The sequence below is a fragment of the Bradyrhizobium yuanmingense genome (assembly GCF_900094575.1).
GTDB classification, from domain to species: Bacteria; Pseudomonadota; Alphaproteobacteria; order Rhizobiales; family Xanthobacteraceae; genus Bradyrhizobium; species Bradyrhizobium yuanmingense.
Genome location: NZ_FMAE01000001.1, coordinates 814,178 through 830,972 on the forward strand (window position 1 = coordinate 814,178; position 16,795 = coordinate 830,972).

Here is a 16,795-nt window from a genome sequence, read left to right on the forward strand (position 1 = left end):
CGGAGGATCCCATGAACATCCGCTCCAACCCTGATAAAACCGTTCCCGCCGTCACCACCGGCCCCCTGCCCTCCTCGCGAAAAATCTTCGCGACACCCGATGCCGCGCCGGATATCCGCGTGCCCTTGCGCGAGATCATCCTGTCCGAAGGCGCGGGCGAGCCGAACCTGCCGGTCTATGACACGTCGGGGCCCTACACCGACCCCTCCGTCACCATCGACGTCAATGCCGGCTTGGCGCGCAACCGCAAGCAATGGGTGCTGGAGCGCGGCGGCGTCGAGGAATATGAGGGCCGGCAGATCAAGCCGGAGGACAATGGTAGCGTCTCCACCGACAAGGCCGCGCGCGCCTTCTCGGCCTATCACAAGCCGCTGCGCGGCCTCGACGGCCACAAGGTGACGCAGCTCGAATTCGCCCGCGCCGGCATCATCACCAAGGAGATGATCTACGTCGCGGAGCGCGAAAACCTCGGGCGCAAGCAGCAACTCGAGCGCGCCGAAGCCGCGCTCGCCGACGGCGAAAGTTTTGGCGCCTCGGTGCCCGCCTTCATCACCCCGGAGTTCGTGCGCTCGGAGATCGCGCGCGGCCGCGCCATCATCCCCTCCAACATCAATCACTCAGAGCTCGAGCCGATGATCATCGGCCGCAACTTCCTGACCAAGATCAACGCCAATATCGGCAACTCGGCGGTGACCTCGTCGGTCGAGGAAGAAGTCGAGAAGATGGTGTGGGCGATCCGCTGGGGCGCCGACACCGTGATGGACCTCTCCACGGGCCGCAACATCCACACCACGCGCGAATGGATCCTGCGCAACTCGCCGGTGCCGATCGGCACCGTGCCGATCTACCAGGCGCTGGAGAAGTGCAACGGCGATCCCGTCAAGCTGACCTGGGAGCTCTACAAGGACACCTTGATTGAGCAGTGCGAGCAGGGCGTCGACTATTTCACCATCCACGCCGGCGTCCGCCTGCAATACATCCACCTCACCGCCAGCCGCGTCACCGGCATCGTCTCCCGCGGCGGCTCGATCATGGCGAAGTGGTGCCTGGCGCATCACAAGGAGAGCTTCCTCTACACCCATTTCGACGAGATCTGCGACCTCATGCGCAAGTATGACGTCTCGTTCTCGCTCGGCGACGGCCTGCGTCCGGGCTCGATCGCCGACGCCAACGACCGCGCGCAGTTTGCGGAGCTGGAGACGCTCGGTGAGCTCACAAAGATCGCATGGGACAAGGGCTGCCAGGTCATGATCGAAGGCCCCGGCCACGTGCCGATGCACAAGATCAAGATCAACATGGATAAGCAGCTCAAGGAGTGCGGCGAGGCGCCGTTCTACACGCTCGGGCCGCTGACCACCGACATCGCGCCGGGCTACGACCACATCACGTCAGGCATTGGAGCAGCCATGATCGGCTGGTTCGGCTGCGCCATGCTCTGCTACGTCACGCCGAAGGAGCATCTCGGCCTGCCCGACCGCAACGACGTCAAGACCGGCGTCATCACCTACAAGATCGCCGCCCACGCCGCCGACCTCGCCAAGGGCCACCCCGCCGCGCAACTGCGCGACGACGCCCTCTCCCGCGCCCGGTTCGAGTTCCGCTGGACCGACCAGTTCAACCTCGGCCTCGATCCTGATACCGCGAAGAACTTCCACGACGAGACCCTGCCGAAAGAAGCCCACAAAGTCGCCCATTTCTGCTCGATGTGCGGCCCAAAGTTCTGCTCGATGAAGATCACCCAGGACGTGCGGGATTACGCGGCGACGCTGAACGATCCGAACTCGGTGGGGATGTCGATGAGCGGGGCGGCTGAGGACGGGATGGCGAAGATGAGCGCGAAGTTCAAGGAGATGGGCGAGAGCTTGTATCTGGATGCGGAGAAGGTGAAGGAGAGTAATCGGGTGTTGTGAGCTTCAACTCTCGAAAAAACGACTAAAAGGCCGGGCCTAAGAGCTCGGCCTTTTTTCAACTAGACAGAACGACAACACAACCTATGATCGCCCCCGACATTCTTTGGGGCAAACCAACCTATGCCGGGTCTAATTGTATTCCTACACGGATTGACAGGTAACGAAAATTCTTGGGGAGCTGTTCCAGAATATCTTCAGAGTGACGATTTCGATGTCACGACTCCAACATATAGCGCCTCAATTAACGGCCTCTCGGATGTTGAAATTAGTGCACAGCGCATACTGACAGAGATACGAACGCGCTTCCCCGATCATAGCCCAATCTGCTTTGCAGGTCACAGCCTCGGGGGCTTAGTCGCCAGGGAGATTTGTAGACACTTACTACTTCAGGGACCTGACGATTTTCTAAACAAGGTGCCAGCCGTCATAACGCTAGGCACACCATTGGAAGGCGCCCGCATCGGAAACTGGTTGCTGCGCAAGCTACCGTTTGTTTCTCCAAAGATCCATCAGATCGCGACTGAAAGCTACGCATTTGGTGAATACCGGCGAGCAATTGCAGCCGCGAAGCAGCGCAAGGTTATGCCAGTCGTCCACGGCCGTACGTTCTCGGAAATAGAACTCTCACTCCGCTTGCTGGACGGACGGCACGCTAAGTTGCGATGGATTGGGCTCGGCGGCATCGTCCCTTTGCTTCAGCATAGGAATGTTTCACGGGAAATTTCTTCAATGGGAGCTGAGACCTTCATCTCGAAGGCGTTGGCGATCATCCGAAATTGCAATCCCAATGCGAAAATACACGCTTTTGGGGCAGGTGGGACTCGCACGTTCCCGGCTCTATACGCTTTTGGTGCCGACTCGGCGGACTCGATCGGCTGGCGGCAAGCAGCTGGCTTCGGCTCAATCTTTCTCCCGATGAAGAGCCAGAGAACGATTAAGTGGAACGAGACTAAGAAGGCACCAAGAAAGCTATTGGACAACGATGATATCTCACAGCTTCGGCAATGCGGATGCCCGATATGCCGCGCAACGAACTCAGTAGATGCTCAGCTTTGGGATTTGCGGAGCGACTTTTACAATCGTTCGATCCATAACGCTTGGACAATTACTCATCAATACGATTACTGGCCACCAACAAGAGCAGCGATGCGACGACTCGTGGCCAACGGAGGCCTTGGCGCGCAGTGGGCGAAAGCGTGTAGTTAATGCCCACCCCGCAGGGCAACAGATCCAATCCCTAGCCCGCTGGGCGGGCGTGGCAAGGTGTAACGGAACGCGGTCCCGGAGCCATTGCTTCCGTTGCAAGCGCTCCAGCATTTCGTGTCTCCGCATCGGAACACACAACGGGTAACCGAATTGTCCGAACCTACCCCCCACCGCCTCCCCGACCAGCTCCGCCCCAACATCCGCCTCGTTTTCGTCGGCACCGCCGCCTCGACCCGCTCGGCCGAGCTCGGGCACTATTACGCCCATCCCGGCAACCGCTTCTGGCGCGCGCTCCATGAGGCCGGGATCACGCCGCGCCGCTATCAGCCGGGCGAGTTCGCATCGCTGATCGCGCTCGGGATCGGCTTCACCGATCTCTGCAAGACGGGCGCCGGGATGGATCACCAGATCGCGGCGGGGACGTTCGACGTGCCGGGCTTCAGGGCGAAGATGGAAAAGTACCGGCCGCGGACGATTGCCTTCACGAGCAAGAAGGCGGCGAGCTTGTTTTACGGCCGGCCGTCGGCTGCGATTGCGCCGGGGCGGCAGGCGCGCGACGGAAGCTGGCCGGAGACATTCGTGCTGCCCTCGCCATCAGGAGCTGCGTCCGGGCATTGGACGCTGGAGCCGTGGCGGGAGTTAGCCAAGTGGATCGCTGCGTAGGGTGGCCTAGACGGTGCGGATGCGCGAAGCGCAGTCCGCCCGTCGTAACCCACCACTTCTGTCGCCGCGGACGCAGCCGTGGTGGGTTACGCCTTCCCCCGTCCCGTGGGGATGGACCGCGTATGGAAACGGCTAACCCACCCTACAAGACGAGTGTCGGAATCCGTCTCCACCAATCGTCCTCCGGACCAAGCGCGACGCACATGGAGCCCCCCATGCCCACCATCACCGCCTTCGAATCCTCCCCCGACCGCGGCAAGGGCCAGGCGCGCGACATGCGTGTCCGCTGGGCGCTGGAAGAGGTCGGCCAACCCTACGACGTTCGCCTCCTCTCCTTCGCCGCAATGAAACAACCTGCGCATCGGGCGCTGCATCCGTTCGGCCAGATCCCGACCTATGAGGACGGCGATCTCACGCTGTTCGAGTCCGGGGCGATCGTGCTCCACATCGCCGAGCGCCATGACGGCTTGCTGCCGAAGGATGCGAACGCGCGCGCCCGCGCGATCGCATGGATGTTCGCTGCGCTGAGCACAATGGAGCCGCCGATCGTCGAGCTCACCATGGCCATGCTGTTCGAGCGCGACAGGAGCTGGTACGCCGAGCGCCTGCCGAGCTTGCAGGAGCGCGTGCGCATCAGGCTCGGCGAATTGTCCCGCCGCGTTGGCAAAACCGACTGGCTCGATGGCGCCTTCAGCGCCGGCGATCTCATGATGGTGACGGTGCTGCGGCGGCTGAATACGTCAGGACTGCTCGACGAATTTCGCGACATCGCCGCCTATGTCGCCCGCGCCGAGGCGCGGCCGGCGTTCAGGCGGGCGTTCGAGGCGCAGCTGGCGGTGTTTCAGGCGGCGTCGCGTTCGTAGGCGGGTCAGCCCACTTCAGCTCAGCTCGGCCAGCTCGCGAGCGAGGTTAGCACGGGCCTGGCGGTCAAAACTCGCGGCGAAGGCCGGATCGGGAAAGATGACCTCGCGTGCCGCGAAGCGGCGTAGCACGCGGGCGCGGCCTGCGCGATACTCGCCCTCGGCGACATGGCTGAACTCCCGGCGGATCGCGGCGGCATAGGCGTCGTAGCGGGCCGGATCGGCGCCGAGAATGCTGAGGTCGATCGAGATCAGGATCGCGCCGAGGCGATCGTCGGCGGGAACGTCGTGCGTTTTCGTCAGGCGGATCAGGCGGCCGACCTCCTGGCGAAGCTCGGCGCGGACGTGCTGCTCGGCAAGCTCCGCGCTGCGCTCCTCGTTGTCCGTCCGCGTCGGATCGTAGACCGCATCGTGCCACCAGATCGCTTCCGACAACGTCTCGCGCTCGGCGACCGAGAGACCATCGATCCGCGCGAGCGCCGCCAGGCAATCCTCGATATGCGCGAGATTGTGATAGTGGCGGCCGGGCGCCGCATAGGCAGCGACCAATTCGTCGCGGGTCATGGGCGAAGTCTCACGTCGTCGATCTTGTCCTTGTTGATGGCCATCGTCATCTCCCGGACCAGAGGATCGCGGTCATCCTATTGCGCAAAAGGCAATTCGCAAATGGCGCTCTGACGTAGCCCGGATGAGCGCAAGCGATATCCGGGGACCCCATTCCCGCATGTCGCTGCGCTCATGCGGGCCACGAGGATTGCATCCGTTTCCACTCCCTAGCATGCTGGCCTCCGTCACCCCGGAGGAGCCCGCCCATGCTGACCCTCTACTCCTACCCAGAACTCTTCGGCGTCGCCGACAACAACGGCTACGGCCTCAAGGTCTATGCGTTTCTCAAGCTCGCGGGCGTGCCGTTCGTGCATGAGCACGTCTTCGATGCCTCTGCCGCGCCGCGCGGGCAGCTGCCTTACATCGTCGACGACAGCGAGACCATCGGCGACAGCGAGACCATCATCGCGCACGCGACTAAGAAATACCGCCTCACGATCGACGCCGGCCTGTCGCAGGCCGCACGCCGCACCGACCATCTCGTCACGCGCATGCTGGACGATCTCTACTGGGTGATGTCCTATTCGCGCTGGAAGGACGAGCGCTTCTATCCGGCATTCCGCGACGCGTTCATTGCGCAGCATCCGCAGATCGACGCTGCCGGCTTCGAGAAGGCCAAGGCCTACAATGCGCAGCGCTATCACTTCCAGGGCATCGGCCGCTACACGCCCGAGCAGGCCTATGCCCGGGGGCTCGCCGATTTGCAGGTGCTGGCGGACATCGTGCCGGCGCAAGGCTTCGTGCACGGCGCGGCGCCGACGAGCGTTGATGCCGGCATCTACGGCTTCATCGCCAACATCTATTACTTTCCGATCCCGACGCCGCTGAAGGCCTTCGTCGATGCGCACGCAAACCTCGTCGCGCATTGCGAGCGGGTGCATGCGATGGTCGAGAAATCGTAGGGTGGGTTAGCTTCGGGCGGCGCGAAGCGCTGTCCGAAGCGTAACCCACCTCCTCTCTTTCCAAGACGGCAGAAATGGTGGGTTACGCCCCGCGGATTCGCTGCGCGGATCCGCAGGGCTAACCCACCCTACGGCACCGTCTTCTACCGCATCGTGATCGCAAGCCCGCTGAGATCCGCATTCGCCATCAACCCCACCTGCGTGCCCGACAGCTCCAGCACTGCGCCCTTCTGGTTGGTCAGCACGATGGCGCGGGCGCCGGAGCCGACGGCGATGCCGGCACCGGCGGCGCCGTAGACGCCGGCAACGTCGGAGGGACGGTTGATGTTGGAGACGCGGCCGCGCAGCACGGTCTTGGATCCCCCGAACACCAGGCCGTAGTCGAGGCCGCCGGTGGAGAGCCCGTACGAGCGGCCGCGGAAGTTGAGCACGCCCGAGCCGCCCGAGCCGCCGATGATCCAGCCCGCCTTGTAGATCGTCAGCGTCACGAAGCCGCTGTCGGCCTGCGCGGTCGTCGAGAGGCCAGCCAGGGCGACGATGGCGACGCACGCGGCGCGGAGGGTGGATGCGAGCTTCATGGGGGTCTCCGGGGGCTGTTTTTTAAAGGAGGGTTCGAATCAGACGGAGCGAATGTACCTGATCGATCGGGGCGGCAACATGATCGGCGGGCGTTTCCGCAAGCAAGGCGGCGGCGAGACTCGCGGAAGGTCCTCATGCTCCGTCATTGCGAGCCAACGGGTCCGCGCGAAGCGCGGCCCGATGGCAGGCTCCGCGAAGCAATCCAGAATCGCTCCGCGGCGGCAGTCTGGATTGCTTCGTCGCAAGGGCTCCTCGCAATGACGGGTGAATGGCCTGCTCTCTCGCCACGCGCAGGCCGCACGCGGGGAGAGGCGAAGATCACCATCGCCATCGTGCCATAATGCCCCTGTTTTGCCCGACGGAGCAACCGAATGCTTCGCGTTTGGCGAATTCTGGAAAACATCAATGATTTCCGTGCGGCGCCTACTGTGCATGGGGTTGTTTTCGCACTTTTGTTTTGAGCATCCCCGCGCCAGCCGCTACGCTCCTGCGTCCGCCCCCGTCCTGAGGTGATCCCATGCCGATCCAGCATTTCGCGCCCCCGCCGCACGTCAAGGCGCCGCCGCTGTCCTTTGCGACGCGGGTTGGCGACCTCCTGTTCGTCTCCGGCATTCCCGGCTTCGATGCCAATGGTGCGCTGCCCGACGGCTTCGAGACGCAGTTCGCCAATGTCGTCGTCAACATCAAGCGCGTGCTGAGCGAGGCCGGCGCCGGCATGCATGATCTCGTCAAGGTCAACGTGCTCCTGACCCGCGCCACGGACGTCGCCGCGATGAACGCGCTCTATGCCGGCGCCTTCGGCCCGCCGCCGTACCCGGCGCGCACGACTTGCGTGGTGCAGGCGCTGCCCGATCCGAAGATGCTGATCGAGATCGAGGCGGTCGCTTCGCTGGCCAAGTAGGAGCCTAGTCAGCTGCGTGTGACCTATCGGGCACGCGTCCAAACCAAATGCGTTGGGCACAGCTGACATGTCCGTGAATGGCGGCCCCCCGGCTTGCAAAGGACCTGCTTTTACCGCACGAATTTTTTCGGTCCCATGTCCCACCACCCATGTCCCACCAGGAGATACTTCATGCGTCGCCTTCTCGCGCTCAGTGCCGTTGCCGGCATCGCTAGTTCCGTGTTCGCCGTGCCCGCCTCCGCGAAGGTCGGCTATTACGTGATCCGCTGGGACAACACCGGCATCTGCCAGGTCTGGAACGAGGACCTGCAGTACAAGCCGTTCCAGTTCGGGGTCTCTACCTACAAGGTCGTCAGCAAGCCGTTCCCGACCTTCCAGCAGGCCTCGGACCTGCAGATCAAGATGCGCACCGAGCGGAAGTGCACGCTCTGAGCCGGACGCGAGAGTAGCGTTTGAAGGGCGGGTCGCGCGGGCGATCCGCCCTTTTGCTTTGAGTGGCCTGAAGCGTTTCCCCGGCCGCCATCAGACCTGTCCCGCGCACATTCTTTGAACCTCGGCGGCGGGTGGAACTACTCACATCTTGTCCGGGGCGCATGCCAAGCGCGTCCCGCACCACCCCTCCCCGTCATTGTCGGGAGGCGCATCACATCATTCATTTGAGGAGCTGATCATGCGTCGTATTTCCATGCTGTGCGCTGCCGCCGGTCTTGCCGTCACCGCGTTCGTCGCCGCGAGCCCGGCCGAAGCCAGCTATCATCTGATCCGCTGGCAGGACACCGGCTTCTGCCAGATCTGGGACGAGAGCATCCCGACCACGCCGTGGCCGGCCGGCTATCACCGCGCCAGCGCTAGCGTGCCGACCTTCGTCGATGCACTCATGGTCAAGGACGCCGCGCTCAAGAGCGGTAGCTGCAAGTGGTAAGGTAATCGATCGGCGGACGAAGAACCGGGCAAGGACGCGGGCGTCCTTGCCCGGTTTGCTTTTCGAAGGCCCGAGACGCTCACGCGTCCTTGTGCGCGCCGGGATGGATCAGGATGTCGCGCGCGGCGGCGAGGTCGATGAAGGCTTCGGCACTGCCGCCCTGGTCGGGATGCAGGCCCTTGGCGGCGCGGCGATAGGCCTGGTTGATGTCCTCGCAGGTGAGTTGCACCGCGAGCGGCAGGCCGAGCATCTTGCGGGCGCGATCCTCGCTGGAAAGCTTCTTCGGCGCGACGTTGCGGCGGCCGAAGCGCGGCGCGGTCAGATCGTGCACGACCTCGAGGACCACGCCGAGACGGCGCTGGGCCGCCAGCGTCACGCTATGATCGTCATTGTCGACGGCCTGGCGCAGCACCGGCAGCGCCTGCTCGGCAGCCTGGCGCAGCGTGACGTCGCTGCTCATCCGCGCGATCTCGGCCACCAGCCGGCCGGCCTCGGCCCAGTCAGGCGCTTGCGCCGACCGCAGGCGTTCCAGAGCGAGTTTCCAGGTTTCGAGCCGTTCCATCATGCGCGCAACGTTTAGCAATCAGGATCAGTATGCCAAGGCCGCCGTTTCCGACCCCTTAATTTCGCGTTAGCGTTTCGTGAAACTTCGAAACGAAAACGGGAGGAAACTGCCATGGCGCTGCTCGCAAACCACATCGCTGTCGTCACCGGCGCCGGTTCCGGAATCGGCCGGGCGATCGCCACCGGCTATGCGCGGGAGGGCGCGCAGGTCGTGCTGCTCGACGTCAACGCCGAGACGGTGGCGGAGGCGGCGCAGGAGATCCGGCAAGCGGGCGGCAAGGCCGAGAGCTTTGCGCTCGACGTTGTCAGGCGCGAGGATTGCTTCGCGCTCGCCAGGCAGATCGCCGACAAGATCGGGCAGGTCTCGATCCTCGTCAACAATGCCGGCATCACCCGCCGCAACGCCTTCACCGCGGAGACCGAGACGGTGGCGAAGGACTGGAACGACATCATCTCGCTCAACCTCAACGGCGTGTTCAACGTGACGCAGGCGTTCCTCGCGCCCTTGCGCGCCAGCAAAGGCCGCATCGTCAATATCGGCTCGATCCAGTCCTTCGTGCATCTGCGCACGCCGAGCTCGGCGGCCTACACCACCTCGAAACACGGCGTGCTCGGCTTCACCAAGGCGCTCGCGGTCGAGCTCGGCAAGGAAGGCGTGCGCGTCAACGCGATCGGCCCCGGCTTCATCGAGACCAACCTCAACGCCAATGCGCGCGCGACCAATCCGGCGCTGGTGCAGGCTTTCATCGATCACACCCCGCTGGCGCGCACCGGCAAGCCCGAGGACATCGTCGGCCCCGCGGTGTTCCTCGCCTCCGATCTGTCGGCCTATGTCACCGGAACCATCGTGATGGTGGACGGCGGCTATCGCACGGTGTGAGGGATGCGAGGCTCGCACCAATCGCGGCGGCATCTGGGCATTCTCAAGATCAATTCGGTGCAGCCCCTCCAATTAACCTTTCATTAACCAAACCGGACCACCGTAGATTCACGGCTTGGGGGTCGTTGGTTCTCGATCCGCTTCCGACGATGGAAGCGGGCGTTGATCGGGAGGTGTTTTGATGACCACTGTTCATGTCGCCGCGTCCGGGCCGGACGCACAATTCCTTGCCCCGAACCAGATCGTTCCGCTTCTGATCGGTGCCACCGTCGACGAGGTCGAGCGTGAGCTCGTGATCCAGACGCTGGCGCGCTGTGACGGCAACCGCACGCGCGCCTCGCGCGTGCTCGGCCTTTCCGTACGCACGCTGCGCAACAAGATCAGGCTCTATGCCGCCTCCGGCATCGACGTGCCCGCCTGTCAGGATTAGCGCACGACATCAATCGGCCAGCGACGGCGCGCTGCGCAGCCACGCGCGATCGATGAGGCGGCCGCTCGCGCCGCCGATTGATGTTGATCAAGCCTGGCACGATGCGCGGGCAGAATTGCTGCTGTCGTCAAACGCCGCTAAGTAGCTTGCTCCAGGTGAAGGGAGCGGTGGCGTGGCAGACGACCAGGGACGACGGCCGGGGCCTCAGGGGCCTCGCGGGCGGCAAGGCGAGCCGGGACGGCCGGGGCCACAGGGGCATCCGGGCCGGCGCGGCCCCGACGGCGCACGCGGCAAGCCCGGGCCGCAGGGCAAGCCGGGCCCGGTCGGGAAGGCCGGGCCGCCCGGCAAGCCCGGTCCGCAAGGCAAACAGGGCGAAGCCGGTCCGCGTGGGCCAGCCGGCGCACCGGGACCTGCCGGGCCGCAGGGACCGGCGGGGCCGCAAGGCCCGCGCGGCGAGCCGGGTCCGCCCGGCCAATTGCCGTCGATCGAGCAGGTGCTGCCCTGGCTCGACCAGCTCTTCGATGCCTGGGACGAACGCCGCCGCCAACGCGAGCGCGAAGCCGCCGAGCGCGAAGCGCTCGAAGCCGCCGTCCAGGAGACCGACGAGGCAATCGTCGATGACGAGGGCGATGACGTCGACGATCACAGGAAGAAAAAGAAAAAGAAGAAGCAGGGCAAGGATAGCCGACGGGTCTAGTCGGGCCGATCCTCGCGCCGCGGCAGCATGCCCATGCGCTCGAATTGCCAGCGCATGGCGCGATACCAGAAATAGCCGACCGCCGCGCCGCACAGGGCGAGGATGATCACGTTCGCGCTCGAGAACGAGCCGCCCCACCACATCATCCACGCGGTCCACAGCAGCGTGAAGACGATGGCACCTGCTTTCAAAGGAAGAAGGGGGCGGCTCATATCGTGCTCCGGGCGATCAAAACCCCGGCCGCCACCATCGCAAGCCGAGGCAGCAGATACCGTGAGCCAGATCACGGAGCACGCTGCCTGACCTCACGTACCGAAGCGCAGCCGCGAACGCTCTTTCGCCTTCTCCGCCTCAACCTCGCGGTCGCGCGCCGGCGCGTTCGTATGCAGCGAGGTCAGGAGTTTTCGCGCCGCCTCGGAGACCTCGGCCACCGCACGATCGAACGCCGCCTCGTTGGCCTGCGACGGCTTGTTGAAACCCGACAGCTTTCGCACGAATTGCAGCGCGCTGGCGTGGATCTCATCCTCCGTCGCCGGCGGCTCGAAGTTGAACAGCGTCTTGATGTTGCGGCACATGCACTTTCTCCCGGCGTTTTCCTTAAGACGAAGGTCCGAGCCGAAATCCTACATCCGCCTTCTCGCTTCTGCGACCAACTTGGTGGATGCGCATCGCCACAAGCTGATCTCGCAGCGCATCATAAGCGGGGGCGCCGGCATCGCATATTATTTGAGCATGCATTGCAGTGACGGCTCAGGCTTAATCCGTGCCAACGATAGGGAAAGACGCGCAGGACAATCGCGCGCCCATGGCACGATACGCGACGAGGAGGATCGCATGCACAGGCTCGCACTGTGCGTTTGGTTGGTTGCGGCGACAGCGCTGGCAAACGTTGCGTTCGCGCGCGACAATGGCCAATACGACCACGTTCCGCCCGACATCCGCGCCTGGTTCAAGAGCGTGATCGCGCCGAACGGGGTTCCCTGCTGCGACATCTCCGACGGCCATCGCACCGAGTATGACGTGCGCAATGGCGCTTATTGGGTGCCGATCGAGGGACAATGGATCGAGGTGCCCGGACGCGCCATCATCCGCGACCAGGGCAATCCGATCGGCCAGGCCGTGGTGTGGTACGTCCACCACCGCGGCTCCATCATCATCAGCTGCTTCGTGCCGGCGGATGCGGTGTAACGCGCCTTGGTAATTTCCATTGGCTGGCGACGGCCCGATCGGGTAGCTTGAAGCCAGCTGAAGCGGAGGCACGCCGTTGACCGATCTTAGCGCCGAAGACCTCGCCACCATCTATGCCAAGCCGAGCCCGCGCGTGATCGCGAAGGCACGGCCCGCGATCGATGCGCATGCGAAGAAATTCATCGAGATGTCGCCATTCTGCGTGCTCGCGACATCGGGAGCGGACGGCAGCGTCGACGCTTCGCCGCGCGGCGGCGGCATCGGCTTCGTCCGCGTCGCCGGCCCCAACCAGCTGCTGATGCCCGACCGCTCCGGCAACAACCGCATCGACAGTTTCCGCAACGTCGTCGAAGGCTCAGGCTTCGTGCATTTGCTGTTCTTCGTGCCGGGCATCGAGGAGACGCTGCGCGTCGGCGGCCGCGGCACGCTGTCGGCCGACCCGGATCTGCTCGCCTCGATGGTGGAATTCGGCAAGCCGCCGCGCGCGGTGCTGAACGTCGCGGTCAGCGAGGTCTATTTCCATTGCGGCAAGGCGCTGATGCGCTCGAATCTGTGGGGGTCGGAGAAGGTGCAGCGCTCGGTGATGCCGAGCATCGTCACGGTCATTCACGAGCAGACCGGCCTCGGCGAACCGGCGAGCCAGGAGGCCGTGGAAGAGCTCTACAAGACGCAGCTGTAGCCGAGAGCGGTTCCGCAAAACGAAACGACGTGCGGCAACACGTGGATGGCCGGGGTCAAGCCCGGCCATGACGATGGAGGGAGCCGGGCCCGAGCTTAGTGCCCCTCGCCCTCGAGCCCGCCGACATGCTTCTGGGTGTAGAGCTCGAGGCCGATGCGGCCGATCAGATCGAGCTGGGTCTCGAGGAAGTCGATGTGGTGCTCCTCGTCGCTCATCAGCTTCTCGAACAGGTCGCGTGTGACATAGTCCTTGGCGCTGTGACAGTAGGTCGCCGCTTCCTGATAGAGCGCCCGCGCGCTCATCTCGGCGGCGAGATCGCACTCGATGATCTCCTTGACGTTCTGGCCGATGCGCAGGGGATCGAGCACCTGCATGTTCGGAAAGCCGTCGAAGAACAGGATCCGCTCGGTGAGCTTGTCGGCGTGCTCCATCTCCTCGATGGATTCCTTGCGCCAGACCTTGGCCATGTCCAGCAGGCCCCAATTGTCGAGGAAGCGGTAATGCAGCCAGTACTGATTGATCGCAGTCAGCTCGTGACGCAGCGCCTTGTTGAGATAGTCGATGACTTTTGCGTCGCCCTGCATGGTTCACTCCAGCTCTTGCAGTCCAAATCGGTCCCAAACCGAGTTTAGAACGCTTCTAAATCACTTTGCGAGCGAGAGCAACCGGCTACGGGAACCCAGCCGGGGAAAAGCTCAGCCGGAATTGCGGAAGTTTTCAGCAGGCCGCGAGGGCGAACTCGGCGGGTTCGGCGGTCTCGTCGTTGGCGGCCACGGTGTGGCTATGCGGGCAGCCGGCGCAGCAGGACTGCGCACAGGGGCCGAGCGCTTCGTCGATGATACTCTTGATCGTCCGGGCGCAGCGCCCGCATTCGGCGCTGCAGCCGAGACAGCCATAGACCTGTTTGGCATGCCGCACGGCGTCGTCGGACTCGGCGACGGCGGCGCGGATATCATCATCGCTCAGCACGTTACAGGAACAAACGATCATGGAAGCGGCAGGCCCTTCGGTGATGCGCCATCATCGATATTTAACAGGCCGGCCGGATGCAAAAGGAAAAACAGGTATTTGAAGCTATTCCAAACTGGCCTGATCAAAGCCTAGAACGGCTCTAAATCAAGCTCTTGCGCTGGATCAAGATTGTAGCCCACTAGTCGCCGCCGCCGCCGCCTCCTCCTCCGCCGTCGCCACCGCCTCCGCAGTCGCCGCCGCTACTGCTGCTATCGCTGCTGGAACAGCTTGCGCCGTCGCCAGAGCTCCCCGAACTGCCGCCGGAAAGCCAGCTTCCCAGCGAGAAGCCGTCATTCGTCCCGGAATAGGTGCTCTCCCCGCTACTCCCTCCGTGGCTGCCGGCGGTAGCGCGGGAGCGCCGTGCGCGGTTCTGGAGATGTGCGATCCAGCCGTAGCCGACCGCGAAAACGATCCCGGCCGCAATCAAAGCATTAACCATCGCGTTGCCCATCATCGTCTCCCGGTGGGACCCATACCAATTGGTCGTCTCCGGCAAAGGTGCCGTTCATTGATCATTCAAGCGGAATATGGAACCTTGCGGCCCAAAGGTTCCCGCGTGTTCGTCTGAAAGGTCAAGCAATGAAGAAGTCGCTCCTGGCGGTCGCTGCCGTCGCCATTCTGGCCCTGACGGCCGGAACGCCGGCCCATGCCCAGCGCGGTGTCGCGGCAGGCGTGGCCGCCGGGATCATCGGCGGCGCCATTGTCGGCGGCGCGCTGGCTTCTCCGTATTATTACGGGCCTAGCTATGGCTACTATGGGCCGGGCTACTACCCGCCGCGCTACTACGCCCCGGGTTCAGGCTATGTTGCCGACGACTATTACGGCGGCTGCGTCTGGCAGAAGCAGCGCTTCTGGGATGGCTATGCCTGGCGCGTCCGTCGCGTCCGAGTCTGCGGCTGAGGCGCGCCAAGCCGGTTCACTACGGATGCGCCGTTCATCTCAGGGCCTGAAAAAGACCGCTTTTTCTCGTCACAGCTCCGTGTGCGTTTACCGTGGATTGACCATTTGCGCGCTTCCTAGCTGCAAGGCCAATTCCATCAGAGTGTGCGTGAACCTTTGAAACCCGGGCGCCTCTAGCAGGAGGAACCCATCTCCCAGGAGAGCCAAGAGCATGAACAAGACTTTAGTTGCCGCCCTCACGGTCGCGACGGTCGCCGGTTCGCTGGTGACCGCCGCTCCGTCCGCGAAGGCCCATGACGGCGTCGGCGCCGGTATCGCAGCCGGCCTGATCGGCGGCGCCATCGTCGGCGGCGCAATCGCCTCCAGCCGTCCGGCCTATGGCGGCCCCGTTTACATCGCCGAGCCCCCGCCGCCCGCGCCCTGCTACTGGCGCCGCGAGCGCTATTGGGACGGCTACGGCTGGGTCAGCCGCCCGGTTCGCGTCTGCTACTGATCTGATCGCCTGGCGCTGCGCGCCGCGATCGGTAAGCCCGGCCGAGAGCATCGGCCGGGCTTTTTGTTTGCGCACGCTAAAGCGCGATGCGGTTAGGATGAAGCGTCATCGCGCTTTAGGTTATTGTTTGAGCATGATCTTTTCGGAAAACCGCTTCACACTTTTCCGGATCATGCTCTATCGCGCCGCCTGGATCGAACGCAGCACCTCTTCGCTCGGCCAGCAATCGAGCTTGAGGCCCGCCGACTTCTGATAGGCGCCAAGCGCCGCACGCGTCTGCATGCCGGCCTTGCCGTCGATCTTGTCCTTGTAGAGCCCGATCCGCGTCAGCTCGCGCTGCATGGTCTCGACGTCCTTGGTGCGCAGCTGTTTCGAGGCCGCCCATGGCGTCGCGAACGGCAGCGGGTTTGTCATGCGGTCGGCAAGGTGGCCGACGAACAGCACGTAGAGATCGGAGAAATTGTATTCCTTGATGACGAAGTAATTCTTCGTGGTCAGGAATGACGGGCCGTAGATGCCTTCGGGCTGGAGCAGCGAGGCCGGCTGCGCCTGCTCGGCGGCGCTGAGCTTTTGGCCGCGTACCGGGACAAAACCCTCGCGCAGCCATTGGCCGATCGGCTTCGTCACCTCCGGCACGCCCGTCGTGCAATCGACCTTCGCCGGCGCCTGCACCTCGTAAGCCCAGCGCACGCCGCTCTGCCAGCCCTTGTTGACGAGCTGCTGCGCAGCCGAGGCCAGCGCATCCGGCACCGAGTGCCAGATGTCGATGCGGCCATCGCCGTCGAAATCGACGCCATGCTTGTAATATTCGGACGGCAGGAACTGGGTGAGGCCGGTCGCGCCGGCCCAGGACGAGCGCATGTCCTTGCGCGTGACGACGCCTTCATCGAGGATCTTGAGCGCGGCAATGAACTCGTTGCGATACTGATCCTTTCGGCGTCCGACATAGGCCTGCGTCGCCAGTACGCGCACCAGATCGTAGGGCAACGTGTGCCGGCCATAGTCTGTCTCGCGGCCCCAGATGGCGAGCATGACGGTCGCCGGCACCCCGGACTTCTTCTCGATCTCGTCCAGCGAGGTACGATGCTTTTGGAGCAGCCGCTGCCCCTCGCCTGCAAGCCGCGCGATCGAGGCTTCCTTGACGTAGTCGGCCGGCACCTGCACGAACTCGGCCTGCGACGGCGCACCCGTTGCCGGCCGCCCGGGCAAGAGCAGATCGGGCAGCTTGTAGTCGGGCTCCAGCCCGCGCGTTTGCGCATCGAACGTTGCGCGCGAAACGCCGGCCTGTTGGGCCTCCGGCCACAACGAGGCGATGAACTGGGTGAAAGCGGCGTCGGCAGCACGGACGGGCGACCAGCTGCAGGCGATGACGATCCCCGCAGCGATGAGCGCCCGTCGCATCAT

General features: G+C 64.0%; 23 protein-coding genes. 15 read left to right on the forward strand and 8 right to left on the reverse strand.

The annotated features are described in order from the left end of the window. The first annotated feature begins 11 nt into the window (after nt 1-11). The 4 genes from thiC (at nt 12) to GA0061099_RS03710 (ending at nt 4,642) form a co-directional block, all read left to right on the forward strand. Nucleotides 12-1,910 (forward strand): phosphomethylpyrimidine synthase ThiC, encoded by a 1,899-nt coding sequence (gene thiC / locus GA0061099_RS03695; RefSeq protein WP_074447538.1) that lies wholly within the window; start codon nt 12-14, stop codon nt 1,908-1,910. Nucleotides 1,911-2,030: 120 nt separating this feature from the next. Next, nucleotides 2,031-3,116, forward strand: coding sequence for an alpha/beta fold hydrolase (locus GA0061099_RS03700; RefSeq protein ID WP_074447539.1), 1,086 nt, complete (start codon nt 2,031-2,033; stop codon nt 3,114-3,116). Between the two features lie 150 nt (nt 3,117-3,266). Beyond that, nucleotides 3,267-3,779: a mismatch-specific DNA-glycosylase gene (locus tag GA0061099_RS03705; protein WP_036028489.1), complete on the forward strand. Its 513-nt coding sequence runs from the start codon at nt 3,267-3,269 to the stop codon at nt 3,777-3,779. 215 nt (nt 3,780-3,994) lie between these two features. Next, nucleotides 3,995-4,642: a glutathione S-transferase family protein gene (locus GA0061099_RS03710; protein WP_036028556.1), complete on the forward strand. Its 648-nt coding sequence runs from the start codon at nt 3,995-3,997 to the stop codon at nt 4,640-4,642. 15 nt (nt 4,643-4,657) lie between these two features. On the opposite strand, the gene GA0061099_RS03715 is transcribed toward GA0061099_RS03710, so the two are convergent. Beyond that, nucleotides 4,658-5,203 carry an HD domain-containing protein gene (locus tag GA0061099_RS03715; protein ID WP_036028492.1) on the reverse strand — a complete coding sequence of 182 codons (546 nt, stop codon included), beginning with the start codon at nt 5,201-5,203 and terminating at the stop codon, nt 4,658-4,660. A gap of 248 nt (nt 5,204-5,451) precedes the next feature. Here GA0061099_RS03715 and GA0061099_RS03720 point away from each other — a divergent pair, with 248 nt between their 5' ends. Beyond that, a complete protein-coding gene (locus GA0061099_RS03720) occupies nt 5,452-6,147 on the forward strand; it encodes a glutathione S-transferase family protein (protein WP_036028493.1) in 696 nt (231 codons plus the stop codon). A 143-nt stretch (nt 6,148-6,290) separates the two neighbouring features. On the opposite strand, the gene GA0061099_RS03725 is transcribed toward GA0061099_RS03720, so the two are convergent. Further along, a complete protein-coding gene (locus tag GA0061099_RS03725) occupies nt 6,291-6,725 on the reverse strand; it encodes a hypothetical protein (RefSeq protein WP_036013234.1) in 435 nt (144 codons plus the stop codon). Between the two features lie 518 nt (nt 6,726-7,243). Between GA0061099_RS03725 and GA0061099_RS03735 the strand changes: the two genes are divergently transcribed. The 3 genes from GA0061099_RS03735 to GA0061099_RS03745 all read left to right on the forward strand — a co-directional run bounded on the left by GA0061099_RS03735 (nt 7,244) and on the right by GA0061099_RS03745 (nt 8,549). Next, nucleotides 7,244-7,627 (forward strand): RidA family protein, encoded by a 384-nt coding sequence (locus GA0061099_RS03735; protein WP_036028496.1) that lies wholly within the window; start codon nt 7,244-7,246, stop codon nt 7,625-7,627. Between the two features lie 171 nt (nt 7,628-7,798). Further along, on the forward strand, nt 7,799-8,059 hold the full coding sequence (locus GA0061099_RS03740) for a hypothetical protein (protein WP_036013227.1): 261 nt from the start codon (nt 7,799-7,801) through the stop codon (nt 8,057-8,059). Nucleotides 8,060-8,297: 238 nt separating this feature from the next. Beyond that, nucleotides 8,298-8,549 (forward strand): hypothetical protein, encoded by a 252-nt coding sequence (locus GA0061099_RS03745; RefSeq protein ID WP_036013225.1) that lies wholly within the window; start codon nt 8,298-8,300, stop codon nt 8,547-8,549. Between the two features lie 79 nt (nt 8,550-8,628). Here the strand turns inward: GA0061099_RS03745 and GA0061099_RS03750 are convergent, their stop codons facing one another. After that, nucleotides 8,629-9,114 (reverse strand): molecular chaperone DnaJ, encoded by a 486-nt coding sequence (locus tag GA0061099_RS03750; RefSeq protein ID WP_036028497.1) that lies wholly within the window; start codon nt 9,112-9,114, stop codon nt 8,629-8,631. A 111-nt stretch (nt 9,115-9,225) separates the two neighbouring features. Between GA0061099_RS03750 and GA0061099_RS03755 the strand changes: the two genes are divergently transcribed. From GA0061099_RS03755 to GA0061099_RS03765, 3 genes are all read left to right on the forward strand, one after another. Continuing rightward, complete coding sequence (locus GA0061099_RS03755; RefSeq protein WP_036028499.1) at nt 9,226-9,993, forward strand: SDR family NAD(P)-dependent oxidoreductase; 768 nt, start codon at nt 9,226-9,228, stop codon at nt 9,991-9,993. A 181-nt stretch (nt 9,994-10,174) separates the two neighbouring features. Beyond that, nucleotides 10,175-10,423 carry a helix-turn-helix domain-containing protein gene (locus GA0061099_RS03760; protein ID WP_036013218.1) on the forward strand — a complete coding sequence of 83 codons (249 nt, stop codon included), beginning with the start codon at nt 10,175-10,177 and terminating at the stop codon, nt 10,421-10,423. A 172-nt stretch (nt 10,424-10,595) separates the two neighbouring features. Next, the gene (locus GA0061099_RS03765; RefSeq protein ID WP_036013214.1) at nt 10,596-11,120 is read left to right on the forward strand and encodes a collagen-like triple helix repeat-containing protein; all 525 of its coding nucleotides are present in this window, start codon (nt 10,596-10,598) and stop codon (nt 11,118-11,120) included. On the opposite strand, the gene GA0061099_RS03770 is transcribed toward GA0061099_RS03765, so the two are convergent. Further along, on the reverse strand, nt 11,117-11,332 hold the full coding sequence (locus tag GA0061099_RS03770) for a hypothetical protein (RefSeq protein WP_036028500.1): 216 nt from the start codon (nt 11,330-11,332) through the stop codon (nt 11,117-11,119). The genes GA0061099_RS03765 and GA0061099_RS03770 overlap by 4 nt on opposite strands. 93 nt (nt 11,333-11,425) lie before the next feature. Continuing rightward, entirely contained in the window at nt 11,426-11,695 is a 270-nt protein-coding gene (locus GA0061099_RS03775) for a DUF2277 domain-containing protein (RefSeq protein WP_036013210.1), read from the reverse strand. 259 nt (nt 11,696-11,954) lie between these two features. Here GA0061099_RS03775 and GA0061099_RS03780 point away from each other — a divergent pair, with 259 nt between their 5' ends. Together GA0061099_RS03780 and GA0061099_RS03785 are read left to right on the forward strand one after the other, a co-directional pair. Further along, the gene (locus GA0061099_RS03780; protein WP_036028558.1) at nt 11,955-12,308 is read left to right on the forward strand and encodes a hypothetical protein; all 354 of its coding nucleotides are present in this window, start codon (nt 11,955-11,957) and stop codon (nt 12,306-12,308) included. 76 nt (nt 12,309-12,384) lie between these two features. Beyond that, nucleotides 12,385-12,987, forward strand: coding sequence for an MSMEG_1061 family FMN-dependent PPOX-type flavoprotein (locus GA0061099_RS03785; RefSeq protein WP_036028502.1), 603 nt, complete (start codon nt 12,385-12,387; stop codon nt 12,985-12,987). Between the two features lie 95 nt (nt 12,988-13,082). On the opposite strand, the gene bfr is transcribed toward GA0061099_RS03785, so the two are convergent. Together bfr and GA0061099_RS03795 are read right to left on the reverse strand one after the other, a co-directional pair. Further along, entirely contained in the window at nt 13,083-13,571 is a 489-nt protein-coding gene (gene bfr, locus GA0061099_RS03790) for a bacterioferritin (RefSeq protein WP_036013205.1), read from the reverse strand. Between the two features lie 133 nt (nt 13,572-13,704). Beyond that, on the reverse strand, nt 13,705-13,977 hold the full coding sequence (locus tag GA0061099_RS03795; RefSeq protein ID WP_036013202.1) for a (2Fe-2S)-binding protein: 273 nt from the start codon (nt 13,975-13,977) through the stop codon (nt 13,705-13,707). 600 nt (nt 13,978-14,577) lie between these two features. Between GA0061099_RS03795 and GA0061099_RS03805 the strand changes: the two genes are divergently transcribed. Further along, nucleotides 14,578-14,898, forward strand: a complete 321-nt coding sequence (locus GA0061099_RS03805; RefSeq protein WP_036028505.1) for a hypothetical protein — start codon at nt 14,578-14,580, stop codon at nt 14,896-14,898. A 211-nt stretch (nt 14,899-15,109) separates the two neighbouring features. Beyond that, nucleotides 15,110-15,391 (forward strand): hypothetical protein, encoded by a 282-nt coding sequence (locus GA0061099_RS03810; RefSeq protein ID WP_036013199.1) that lies wholly within the window; start codon nt 15,110-15,112, stop codon nt 15,389-15,391. Nucleotides 15,392-15,568: 177 nt separating this feature from the next. Here the strand turns inward: GA0061099_RS03810 and GA0061099_RS03815 are convergent, their stop codons facing one another. Then, nucleotides 15,569-16,795 carry a lytic murein transglycosylase gene (locus GA0061099_RS03815; RefSeq protein WP_036028508.1) on the reverse strand — a complete coding sequence of 409 codons (1,227 nt, stop codon included), beginning with the start codon at nt 16,793-16,795 and terminating at the stop codon, nt 15,569-15,571.